Genomic DNA, 11,374 nt, shown 5'->3' with positions numbered 1-11,374 from the left:
CGCGATTCAGGGTCGGGCTGTGCCCTCGATGGTGGTGCTGTCTTGTGGACGGAGCGCGGTCAAGAGGCTGTCGAGTTGACCCCAGGCCCGCGCGCTGGCGATGGGGTCGATGTAATCCCGGGACTCGATGATGAGCCCATTGCGGATACGCATCACGAAGACGCATGGCACCGTGAATGCCTCACCTGTCTCGACCACCCGCCCCTGATAGGCAAACTCGGCGACAATCACCTCCGGGTCCGCAGTCTCATGAATCGTCACGTCGACCGGCTTACGGATCAGCGTCCGGGCGACCGGAGGCGGCGCGGTGAAGTGCTCGTGCAGTTCGTTGCGGCTACGCAGCGGCGGCGGCTTGAGCGGGTGGAACGGATGCGTGACATGGGTTTGTTCGGCGTACAGGTCGGCCAAGTCTTCGTACGGACCGTCGCAAACACCGTTCACCAGCCGGAGGAAAGTTTCGCGTGGGCTGCTCATGCCGGGCTTCCTTCGAATCAGTAGATTGCGCCTGGGCCACGCCGAGGACGACCTCCGGGGGTGGCCGGTATCCCATCGACGGCACCCTACCGACCTCAGCCTCGATGTGACTGCTCCGAAGCGCTCTCGTCAGCCGCATCGGCAAGGCCGCGAGCAGTGGCTGTCGTACCTGTGTGTGAGGCTCCCCGGCATGGCGACTTTCGTTCTGATCCACGGCGGCGGGGGCAGCGCCTGGGACTGGCATCTCCTTGTCCCCGAGCTGACCGGCCGCGGCCACGACGTGGTCGTACCGGAACTGCCGATCGAGGACAGCTCCGCGGGGTTCCCCGAGTTCTGCCAGACGGTCGTCGACGCGATCGGCGACCGGAGAGATCTCGTGGTCGTCGGACACTCGTACGGCGCGTTCACCGCGCCGCTCATTGCCGACAAGCTGCCGGTGCGGCGGATCGTCCTACTCACACCGATGATCCCTAAGCCCGGTGAGAGACCCGGCGACTGGTGGGCCAACACCGGTTACCGGAGCCCGAAAGGGCTCAGCGAGGAGCAGCAGTTCTACAACGGCGTGCCCGCCGAGGTCGTAGCGGAGGCAGCGACACACAGCCGGGACCAGGTCAGCGCGGAGGGGAACGAGCCGTGGCCCCTGGACGCCTGGCCAGACGTGCCGACGACGGTGCTCATCGCACGTGAGGATCGGTTCTTCCCAGCGGACTTCCAGCGCCGGGTGGCCGCCGACCGGCTCGGCACAGTCCCGGACGACATTGAGGGCGGCCACGCGGTCCCCCTCAGCCACCCGAAGCAACTCGCCGACCGCCTCATCGCGTACCCGCTGCACTGAAGGCCCATGATTGCTTGATCCGGGCGAGATGCGAGGCTGAGCAGGTGACTCACCCGCTCGCGCGCCGCGTCTACGACACCTGCCATCTCACCGGACATTTCCGTCTACGATCCGGGCAGGTCAGCGAGGAGTACTTCGACAAGTACCTGTTCGAAGGGCAGCCGGACCTGTTGCGCGAGGTCGCCGAAGCGATGGTGGCCATGCTGCCGGAGTGCGATGTGCTGGCGGGGATGGAGATGGGCGGCATCCCTCTCGCCACGGTGATGTCGCAGCTGACGGGGCTGCCGACAGTCTTCGTGCGCAAACATGCCAAGGAGTACGGCACCAACAAGGCCGCCGAGGGCGGTCCGGTGAATGGGCGGCGTGTCGTACTGATCGAGGACGTCGTCACCACAGGCGGAGCACTACTGGCATCGTGCGCACAGCTACGGTCCATCGGTGCCCAGGTGGAGACGGTGGTCTGCGCCATCGACCGCGAGCAGGGCGGTCGTGAGAATCTGGCGGCCGAGGCGCTACAACTCCACGCCGCCCTCACCCGCCGCGACCTCGAAGCTTCCCTGATCGCGTGACAGCTCTGGTGCCGCTCCATGAGAAGGTCGGTTGATGTTGCGTGGACGATTACTGACCGAGAGCCTGCGCGTTGGCGTCGACGTGCGTGTACCTTCGCTACGCGTCGTCCGAGTCGGCCGGCACGATGTATCAACGTCAACGTCGGCTGACCAGCCGAGTGTCTGGACTTTTCTGGACTTCGAGGCACCCGACGAGGTAGCCGACGAGGTAGCAGCGGCGCTGGCTGGATCCTTGGCTAGCGATCAAGGCTGGTACGCGGACTTCGAGGTGGGTGATGATCACGTCGTCGTCTTTCCCGGTCGGGTCTTCCGCTATACCAAAGGTGATCGCGCGGGAAGAGACGCCGCCGTGGAGTACGGCCGGACGGTCGGCGTACCCGGCCATCAACTCGACTGGGGCGAATAAGTTCTCGGAGTGCACCGACATCGTGGCCGCGGGTGCGCTGGCGCCCATGCCTGGCACGGATGCTGCGAGGATCCGACGAAGGCGGGCACGGCGATAAGGCCTGCCTCGTTTCGCGGGTGTGGGGCGGTGCACGCGGCACCGCCCCACACCCGGCTGAACGGTTACTGCCAGGAACTCTGTTGGGTGTAGACGAGGTTGCCGGGGACCACAGTGCCGTTGGTGCGGTACTCGGTGTACGCCCAGAAGTCACCCTCGGCCAGCGGCTTCTTCGGCTTCAGCGTGAAGTTGAAGCCCTGACCGCGCTCTGCCGTGGGGGGCATCGTCAGCGTGGCACCCGCGTACTTGGCGTTACGGCCGATGATGGCGTAGCCCAGATCGAAATCGACCACCGGACCACCGGGCACCTGCGCGAAGACGTAGGCGGTGTAGCGCCCCGGCTCGGGCAGGAACTTGTACGCCTGCTCCGCGCTGGTCCAGAACCTGTCACTGCTGTAGATCAGGGTGTCGCCCTTGTACAGGTACAGATCGAGGTTCGTGTTCGGGTCGTCGGTGTTGGCTTCGACGACGATGCCGGCGGTGTTCGCCGGCACCGTGAAGTCAATCTTCTTCACGCCGGATGCCTTCGGGTCGAACACCCCGCCGTAGACGCCGGCCGGAATCGAGTACGACTCCCGCTGCATCGGGGTGTAACCGGTGCTGCGGCCGGTGAGTGGCCCGGTGAAGCCCGGCTGGACCAGACCGAAGGCGCCGTTGGCCATCCGGCCGAACTCCTCCCCATCGTCACCGTACGGCCGGGCGGTGATCCCCCACGGACGGGCGGCGACCGGGATGCGGGCGGTGTGGGTCCTGCCGTGCCAGGTGATGGACCCGGTCACGTACCGGTCCCAGGGGGCGCTGCCCCGACGCACGGTGATGGTCACCGTCGCGGACTTGCCGGGCGCCAGCGTCACCGATGCCGGCGACACGGTGACCTTCATGCCGGGCAGGCCGGACACCGACGATCGGTAGGTTTCCCGGGCCTCGCCCACGTTGGTCAGGGTGCGGGTGAGGGTCACCGGTTGGGTCCCGTCGTACTCGCGCAACGAGATGGCCGGCAGGTTGAGTTCCTTGCCGTCGGGCGCGGCCGTCTCGCTGAACTTGGTCAGCTCTGCCGCCGTCGGCTCGATGACCAGTCCCGGGTCGGTGGCCCCGGCCAGGTTGATGAAGCCGCTGCCCTGGTCCAGGGGGTTGCTGGTGCCAACGGTGTCGGTGGCGGTGGTCCGCAGCGCGGAGGCGATCCTGCCCGGCGACCAGTCCGGGTGCGTGGCGTGCAGGATCGCCGCCGCGCCGGCCACGTACGGCGAGGCCATCGAGGTGCCGGAGTACGCGTCGTACTGTCGCCCGAAGTTGCCGGCCGGTGAGACCGCGGCGATGATGTCCGACCCCGGGGCGACAAGGTCCGGCTTGAAGACGCCGTAGGTCACCTTGTCCGGGCCGGTGGAGGAGAAGTCGGCGACGCTGGGTACGCCGGGGACGCTGGAACCGTCACCGCCGGTGCGCACGGACGCCTTCGCGTCGGTGGGGTGGCGCATCAGGTAGTTGAACAGCGTGCCGGCCTGCTTCTCCGTCGGCAGGTAGACCACCGGGAAGTTGTAGATGGAGTTGACCCGGTAGTTGCCGACCGGGTCGAACAGCACCATGGCCGCCCCACCCTTCTCCTTCACCTCGGCGGCAGAGGCGAAGGTGTCGGACAGCGCACACGCCACCACCTTGCCCTTGATCTTGGCGGGATCGAGGCTGCCCGGCTCGCAGTACACAGCGCCCAGGTCCGGCGATCCGGCCTGGTCGCCGAAGACCATCGGTCGTGCGTCGCCACCGGGCAACGCGTCCAGGGAGCCGCCGACAAGCTTGGTGCCGTCGCCGAGCTTGATGGTCGCCTCGTCGAGGTTGGTCACCGCCGCGCCGACGGTGGTCACCCAGGGTGCCGCGTTGCTGATGGCCCCGCTCACGATGCCGGTGTTGCCGGCCGACGCCGCCACGAACACCCCGGACAGGGTGGCGTTGAGGAAGGCGATGCCGATGGGGGTGTTGGCCTCCCAGTCGCCGAGCTGCGAGCCGATCGAGAAGTTGATCACCTGCACGCCGTCGGCGACGGCCGCGTCGATGCCGGCGATGATGTCGGCGTCGTAGCCCATGCCACCCCAGAGCACCTTGTAGACGGCAATCTGAGCATCCGGCGCAACGCCGGAGACGGGACCGAAGCGGCGTCCGTCGATCGTGACGTTCGCAATCGGCAGGCCGGCCGCCGTGGAGGCGGTGTGGGTGCCGTGTCCGGCCGCGTCGCGGGGGGACAGGAACTCACCCTCGGGCACCGAGCCACCGCCGGCGAGCCACGAGTCGGCGAAGTAGCGGGCGCCGACGATCTTGCCGTTGCAGTGCTCGGCCACGAAGGCCACACCGGTCTGGCAGGTGCCGTGCCAGTTCGCGGGAGCGGGCATCTTCTTGGCGAACGACGCGCTCTCCGGCCAGATGCCGGTGTCCAGGACGCCGATCACCATGCCCGCGCCCGTGCCGGGGCCGGGCTTGGCCGGCCGGCCGGCCAGGTCCGTCGGCGCCGACTGGTCCGCGCCGCTCGGGGCGTCGGGCGTCGGGTTGGCGGGCGTCGGGGTGGTCGCGGGAGGCGGCGTCAACGGAGTGCCGAGCGCCCGCGACGCGGTGACGGCGCGGACGCGCTTGTCCGCCCGCAACGTGCTCACCTGCTGGGCGGTCAGCTTCGCCGAGAACCCGTTGAAGGCGGTGGCGTAGACCGCGTTGACAGTGACCCCGGCAGCGGCCGCGACGGCGGCCCGTTGCGTGTCGAGGTGCCGGCGGTACGCCCGCGACGGCGTCGACGTCACGTCCAGCCGGTTGCCCGCCGCCGGGCGGGTCCGGGCCAGACCGGACACCCCACCGGTGTACGTGGTCAGCGGGTCCTCGGCCAACTCGACGACGTACATGCCGGAGCCGGTCTCGTCGACGGCTGCCTTCGGCGTGGCCGCACGGTTGCCGCCTGGTCGGCGGTCGGCCCCGTCGGTCAGGGTGACCTTCTGGTCGGACCCGGCGGTGAAGTAACCGGCGCCACTGCCGTTACCCGGCGAACCTGCGGGTGCCGCCGACGCCGTTCCCGCGACACCGGTGGTACCGGTGATCAGGGCGACGACCAGCGTAGGTATCGCTAGTCTTCGCAGCCTGTTTCCGCTCGTGCCTGTAGCCACGAGGCTCCTTTCGATTGCTCCCTTGTGGAGCTCTTCACGATCGCGATCCGCTGATGGGAGCGCTCCCCCACCTAAGCCGCCGATGGTTAATCGATGGTTTGCACGGTGTTACGGATCGCCGGTGCGTATAAGATCACGTTCTGCCGGCCGCGCCTAGATCACTTTTTGCAGAGGCCGCCAGAGCAGGGCGGACACCCCAGCAGGGCCAGCCCGAGCAGCGGGGCGCCGCCGACCCGCCGAGACAGGATCGAGCAGCACCTACGCCCCATCACTTGACGCCGTTCAGGCGTAGTCAGTCGCCGATGAACCACAGATAGAGGTGTGTTTCCCTCTCGACGACCCGGCACAACTCGCGGGCCTGACCGACCGAGTCGCCACCCCGGACGGCGGGAAGCCGGTCCAGTTCCGCCAACAGCAGCGGTACTTGCCGCTGGTTGAAGACCGCATCGCCGTACGGAGTCAAGGCCTGGAGCATCGGGAAACCGGTGTGAGCGGGTTGCCGCGGTTCTCCGGTGCCCTGCCGACCAGCTCGACCTGGCTCGAATGCGGGTTCTCTCCATAATGGTTGCACGGCCGAACCACCTGGTTGTACCGTCGAACCATGCAGGATGGTGAGCTCGACGCGGCTCAGGAGGCACTGATGCGGTTCGTCCGCAACTTCGGCCTCCATCAGCCCGACCGGACTCCCTGCGGACAACAGTTGCCGGTGTCGGAGGCACACGCCATGGTGGAGATCGCCCGGGAGGGGCAGCTCCGGCAGGTGGAGTTGGCCCGCCGGCTGCGGCTGGAGAAGAGCAGCATCAGCCGCCTGGTCGCCAACCTGGTCAACCGAGGCTGGGTGCACCGGGAAGCAGCCGAGGGTGACGGTCGCGGTGTTCTGCTCCTGCTGACCGCCGCGGGCACCACTGCCGCCGCGCGGCAGGCCGACGCCCGCCGGGACCGGCTCACCGCCCTGCTCGATCGCGTCCCCGACGACCAGCGCTCGGCAGTGGTGCGTGCGCTCCAGACCCTCGCGGAGGCCACCGGTGAACCGTTCTGACCGCCCTCGTTCCCAACGGGCTCTGCTCCTGGCAGCCATCGCTGTCACCGCGTTGAGCAGCGGCTGCGCCGACGAGCCCGCACCGTCGACACCGACAACGACGACCTCCAGTCGACAGGCCGACGTCGCCGAGCGAGGCGCGTCGGTCATGCCGTTCGACCTGGACCGCACCACGCACCGCTTCACCGGGACCGACACCGGCGGGGTGCAGACCGTGGTCGCCGACGACCCGCAGGACACCACCCAGATCACCCTCGTCCAACAGCATCTGACGGCGGAGGTTGAGCGGTTCCGGCGCGGCGACTTCAGCGATCCCGCCCGCATCCACGGCACCGGAATGCCCGGCCTGGCAACGCTTCGGGCACACGGCGGGCGGATCACCATCGAGTACGAGGCCATCCCCGACGGCGCGCGCGCCACCTACACCACGAACGACGCAGGGCTTCGCGATGCCCTCCACCACTGGTTCGACGCCCAGGTCAGCGACCACGGCCCGCACGCCACCCGCTAGGCCCCACCACGGGCCACCCGAGCCGCGCCCCGACGACGCCAGAGCACTGTGCACGTCGCGGCCAGGGCCAACCCGAGCAGTGGGGCGACAGCCACCCCGGCGAGCGTGCAGGCGACCGCGAGCAGCGCCGGCGGCATCCAGCACCAGGCGGGCACGGTACGCGGGACGCGACCGCGCCGACGGGCCCCCGCTTCCACCGCCATCGGCACCACCAGCACCGGCAACGCGGCCGCCAGCAGAGTCAGCCAGGGCAGCACCAGACGGTCGAACCGCGCCACCGCCAGCATCCCGCCGAGCACCGCGACGAGCAGCATCGCCGCCCGCGCCGGCAGGCGGGGAGCCAGGCCACGCAACGCCAGGGAACCGGAGTACGTGGTGGTCAGCGCCGCCGCGAAGACCGCCACCGCGACGAACAGATTCGCGTACGCGGCCAGCCCCGTGCCGGTGGCGAGCAGCGCGACCACGTCGGCCGAGCCGGTCCGCAGCCACAGGCCGGCCCCGGCGAGCACCCCGAGCAACGCCGGCCCGATCAGCAGCCCCACGCACCAGGCCAGGTCCCGCCTTCGGGAAAGGCCCACGCTGAAGTCCGGTGCGCGCAGCGCGAACACGGCCGCGTACCCGATCAGCGCGGCGGCGTCGGCGAGCCCGCCGCCGGCGAGGCGGACCGGCGCGCCGGGTGGTGGAAGCACCGTCAGGCACCAGCCGACCAGCACCACCGCGCTGAGCGTGGTGACCACAGCGACCCGGTTGCCGAGCCGGGCCGGCGCCCAGGAGACGGCGAGGACGGCCACCTCCAGCAGCACCGGCCCGGTCCAGCCCGGCAGGTGGGTCAGCGCGGCCAGCGAGGCCCCGCCAAGGCCGACGTTGAACCCGTTCCAACCGACCATCGACACGGCCAGCACCGCCGCCAGCAGCAACCGCGAGGTGTCCCCCAGGTACGCGGGCAGTACCGCTGTCAACGTCCCGCCGTCGCCGAGCGGTCGGCGCAGCCCGATCCGACCCTGCCCCCAGAGCAGGGCCGTCATCAGCGCCCCGCCGACCAGCAGCCCCGCCACCGGCACCGCGCCGCCGTGTCGGGCGGCCATCGCCGCGCCGAGCACCAGTGTGGCGGGTGCGGTGCCGATGCCCAGCCAGGCGCCGACCGCCGCCGGCCACCGCCGTTCCGGGCTGTCAGGCAACGTGGCGCAGGTAGCCGGCGATCGCCGCGTCGAGCACCTCCGCGCCCGGACGCGCCCACACCTCGGCGGAGAAGACCTCCACCTCGATCGGGCCGACGTAGCCGGCGGCGTCCACCGCCTCGCGCAGCCGACGCAGCTCGATGCAGCCGTCACCGGGCAACGCCCGGCCGAGCAGCACCCCTTCGGGCAGCGGGGTCACCCAGTCGCAGACCTGGAACGCGGCGATCCGGGCGGCGGCCCGCGCGATCTGCGCGTACACCGTGTCGTCCCACCAGACGTGGTACGCGTCGACCACCACGCCGACCACCGCCGGGTCGAAGCGCTCGGCGATGTCCAGCGCCTGGCCCAGGGTGGCGATCACACACCGGTCGGCGGCGAACATCGGGTGCAGCGGCTCGATGGCCAGCCGTACCCCGGCGGCCTCGGCGTGCGGGGCAAGCTCGCCGATCGCGTCGGCGACGTGACGCCGCGCGCCGTCGATGTCCCGGCTGCCGGCCGGCAGCCCACCGGAGACCAGCACCAGCTCCGGGGCACCGAGGGCAGCCGCCTCCTCGATGGCCAGCAGATTCTCCGCGCGCCAGTCGTCGGCGGAGAAGAACCCGCCCCGGCACAGCGACGTGACGGCGAGGCCGGCGTCGCGGACCAGCTTCGCCGAGCGGGCCAACCCGTACTCGGCCACCGGCTCCCGCCACAGGCCGATGCCCGGTACGCCGGCCGCCACGCACCCGGCCACCGCGTCGGGCAGCGGCCAACGCTGGGCGGTCGCCTGGTTGAACGAGAACCGCGCGAGGCTCACTGCTCCACCCCCGCCACCGTGAACAGCGCTCGGGCGCGGGCCGCGGCCAGGTCGGCGTCGGGCAGCAGCCCTGCCGCGTCGGCCAGGGTGAGCAGTGCGGCCAGGTGCGCCGGAGACCGGCCGGACTGCGCGCCACCGACCATCGTGAAATGGTCCTGGTGCCCGGCCAACCAGGCCAGGAACACGATCCCCGTCTTGTAGTGCCAGGTCGGCGCCGCGAACAGGTGCCGGGCCAGCGGCACGGTGGGCCCGAAGATCTCGTCGTACGCCGTCAGGTCCCCCCGGTCCAGGGCGGCCAGCGCCGCGGCGGCGGCCGGCGCGATGGCCGCGAACACCCCGAGCAGCGCGTCGGAGTGACCCACCTCGTCGCCCCGGATCAGCTCCGGGTAGTGGAAGTCGTCACCGGTGTAGAGGCGTACCCCGGCCGGCAGGCGACGGCGCAACGCGACCTCCCGGTCGGCGTCCAGCAGCGACACCTTGATGCCGTCCACGGTGGACTGATGTGCCTTGATCAGCTCGCTCACCGTGTCGGCGGCCAGGTCCAGGTCGGCAGCACCCCAGTAGCCGGTCAACGCCGGGTCGAACATCGGACCCAGCCAGTGCAGCACCACCGGTTCGTCGGCAGCGCTCAGCAGCTCGTCGTACACCCGCAGGTAGTCCTCCGGGCCGCGCGCGGCGGCGGCCAGGTGCCGGCTGCACATCAGCACCGGCCGGGCTCCGGCGGCGCGCACGTCGTCGAGCTGCTCGGCGTACGCGGCGGTGACCGCCGCCAGTGTGGCCGGGCCGACCGGCAGTTGGTCGGTGCCGACCCCGGCGACGATCCGCCCGTCGACCGCGCGGGCCTCGGCGGCGCTGCGCCGGATCAGCTCCCGGGTGGCCGGATAGTCCAGCCCCATCCCCCGCTGGGCGGTGTCCATCGCCTCGGCGACCCCCAACCCGTACGACCAGAGATGCCGCCGGAAGGCGAGGGTGGTGTCCCAGTCCACCGCCGCCGGTGCACCCGGCACGTTCTCCGCGCCCGGATCGGCGACCACGTGCGCCGCGGCGTACGCGATCCGGCTGGTCGCCGGCGCACCCGGCCGGGCGAAGCCGCCACCCCCGGCGAACCGGTGCCGCCGTCCACCGGGCAGCACCACCTCGGCCGTCATGAGCGCAGCTCCGGCACCTCGACGCGACCACCCTCGCGGGCGGAGCGCAGCCCCAGCTCGGCGAGCTGCACGCCGCGCGCGCCGGCCAGGAAGTCCCACCGGAACGGCTCACCGGCCACCACGTGCCGCAGGTACGCCTCCCACTGCACCTTGAAGCCGTTGTCGAACTCCTCGTTGTCGGGCACCTCGGCCCACTGGGCGCGGAAGTCCTCGGTGGCCGGCAGGTCCGGGTTCCACACCGGCTTCGGGGTGACCGCCCGGTGCTGCACCCGGCAGTTGCGCAGGCCGGCGATCGCGCTGCCCTCCGTGCCGTCGACCTGGAACTCCACCAGCTCGTCGCGGTACACCCGCACCGCCCAGGAGGAGTTGATCTGCGCGATCACTCCGCCGTCGAGTTCGAAGGTGGCGTACGCGGCGTCGTCGGCAGTGGCGGCATACGGGCGACCCGCCTCGTCGACCCGTTCGGGCACGTGGGTGGCGGTCACGCAGGAGACGGCCGTGACCCTGCCGAACAGCTCCTCCAGCACGTAGTGCCAGTGCGGGAACATGTCGACGACGATGCCGCCGCCGTCCTCGGCCCGGTAGTTCCACGACGGCCGCTGAGCGGGCTGCCAGTCGCCCTCGAAGACCCAGTACCCGAACTCGCCGCGCACCGAGAGGATCCGGCCGAAGAAGCCGCCGTCGATGAGGCGCTTGAGCTTGCGCAGACCGGGCAGGAAGAGCTTGTCCTGCACGACACCGGTGCGGACGCCGGCCGCGTCCGCCGCCCGGGCCAGGTCGAGGGCCGCCGCGGTGTCCTCGGCGAGGGGCTTCTCCGTGTAGATGTGCTTGCCGGCCTCGATGGCCTGCCGGATCGCCTTCTCCCGTTGCTGGGTGACCTGCGCGTCGAAGTAGATCTCGACGTCGTCGCGGGCCAGCGCCGAGGTCAGGTCGGTGGTCCAGTCGGTCAGCCCGTGCCGTTCGGCGAGCTCCCGGAGCTTCGTCTCGTTGCGCCCGACCAGGACTGGTTCCGGCCAGATGGTGGTGCCGTCGGCCAACGCCACACCACCGGATTCGCGGATGGCCAGCAGCGACCGGACGAGGTGCTGCCGGTAGCCCATCCGTCCGGTCACGCCGTTGACGATGATGCCGATCGACCTGCGGGTCATGGTGTTCCTTCCGTCGTGCTGGTCGTGCCGATCCGCG

At 70.6% G+C, this 11,374-nt stretch carries 12 protein-coding genes; 5 read left to right on the top strand and 7 right to left on the bottom strand.

Annotation, left to right across the window (positions count from 1 at the left end; genetic code table 11):
• Positions 1-6: 6 nt before the first annotated feature.
• Positions 7-474: a nuclear transport factor 2 family protein gene (locus tag MED01_RS15025; protein ID WP_238669180.1), complete on the bottom strand. Its 468-nt coding sequence runs from the start codon at positions 472-474 to the stop codon at positions 7-9.
• 190 nt (positions 475-664) lie between these two features.
• On the opposite strand from MED01_RS15025, the gene MED01_RS15020 reads away from it, so the two are divergent.
• The 3 genes from MED01_RS15020 to MED01_RS15010 are packed head-to-tail and all read left to right on the top strand — an operon-like array spanning position 665 to position 2,284.
• Positions 665-1,309 (top strand): alpha/beta fold hydrolase, encoded by a 645-nt coding sequence (locus MED01_RS15020; protein WP_238669179.1) that lies wholly within the window; start codon positions 665-667, stop codon positions 1,307-1,309.
• 44 nt (positions 1,310-1,353) lie between these two features.
• The gene (pyrE, locus tag MED01_RS15015; protein ID WP_238669178.1) at positions 1,354-1,878 is read left to right on the top strand and encodes an orotate phosphoribosyltransferase; all 525 of its coding nucleotides are present in this window, start codon (positions 1,354-1,356) and stop codon (positions 1,876-1,878) included.
• Positions 1,879-1,912: 34 nt separating this feature from the next.
• Positions 1,913-2,284 (top strand): hypothetical protein, encoded by a 372-nt coding sequence (locus MED01_RS15010; RefSeq protein ID WP_238669177.1) that lies wholly within the window; start codon positions 1,913-1,915, stop codon positions 2,282-2,284.
• 161 nt (positions 2,285-2,445) lie between these two features.
• On the opposite strand, the gene MED01_RS15005 is transcribed toward MED01_RS15010, so the two are convergent.
• Entirely contained in the window at positions 2,446-5,517 is a 3,072-nt protein-coding gene (locus MED01_RS15005; RefSeq protein WP_238669176.1) for a S8 family serine peptidase, read from the bottom strand.
• A gap of 292 nt (positions 5,518-5,809) precedes the next feature.
• A complete protein-coding gene (locus MED01_RS15000; RefSeq protein WP_238669175.1) occupies positions 5,810-5,992 on the bottom strand; it encodes a hypothetical protein in 183 nt (60 codons plus the stop codon).
• Between the two features lie 126 nt (positions 5,993-6,118).
• On the opposite strand from MED01_RS15000, the gene MED01_RS14995 reads away from it, so the two are divergent.
• Together MED01_RS14995 and MED01_RS14990 are read left to right on the top strand one after the other, a co-directional pair.
• Positions 6,119-6,556 carry a MarR family winged helix-turn-helix transcriptional regulator gene (locus MED01_RS14995; protein WP_196923344.1) on the top strand — a complete coding sequence of 146 codons (438 nt, stop codon included), beginning with the start codon at positions 6,119-6,121 and terminating at the stop codon, positions 6,554-6,556.
• Positions 6,543-7,067: a hypothetical protein gene (locus tag MED01_RS14990; protein ID WP_238669174.1), complete on the top strand. Its 525-nt coding sequence runs from the start codon at positions 6,543-6,545 to the stop codon at positions 7,065-7,067. Before MED01_RS14995 ends, MED01_RS14990 begins: the two co-directional genes overlap by 14 nt.
• On the opposite strand, the gene MED01_RS14985 is transcribed toward MED01_RS14990, so the two are convergent.
• From MED01_RS14985 to MED01_RS14970, 4 genes are read right to left on the bottom strand one after another with little or no spacing between them, the layout of a single operon-like run.
• Entirely contained in the window at positions 7,064-8,245 is a 1,182-nt protein-coding gene (locus MED01_RS14985; protein WP_238669173.1) for a purine-cytosine permease family protein, read from the bottom strand. The two genes, MED01_RS14990 and MED01_RS14985, sit on opposite strands and share 4 nt — an antisense overlap.
• Positions 8,238-9,041 (bottom strand): sugar phosphate isomerase/epimerase family protein, encoded by an 804-nt coding sequence (locus MED01_RS14980; RefSeq protein ID WP_238669172.1) that lies wholly within the window; start codon positions 9,039-9,041, stop codon positions 8,238-8,240. Before MED01_RS14980 ends, MED01_RS14985 begins: the two co-directional genes overlap by 8 nt.
• Positions 9,038-10,189 carry a dihydrodipicolinate synthase family protein gene (locus MED01_RS14975; protein ID WP_238669171.1) on the bottom strand — a complete coding sequence of 384 codons (1,152 nt, stop codon included), beginning with the start codon at positions 10,187-10,189 and terminating at the stop codon, positions 9,038-9,040. The genes MED01_RS14980 and MED01_RS14975 overlap by 4 nt, the downstream gene beginning before the upstream one ends.
• On the bottom strand, positions 10,186-11,337 hold the full coding sequence (locus tag MED01_RS14970) for a Gfo/Idh/MocA family protein (RefSeq protein ID WP_238669170.1): 1,152 nt from the start codon (positions 11,335-11,337) through the stop codon (positions 10,186-10,188). Before MED01_RS14970 ends, MED01_RS14975 begins: the two co-directional genes overlap by 4 nt.
• Positions 11,338-11,374 lie beyond the last annotated feature (37 nt).

Origin of the sequence: Micromonospora alfalfae (assembly GCF_022230925.1) — a bacterium.
Taxonomy (GTDB): Bacteria; Actinomycetota; Actinomycetes; order Mycobacteriales; family Micromonosporaceae; genus Micromonospora; species Micromonospora alfalfae.
This window is presented reverse-complemented; position numbering and strand designations above follow the sequence as displayed.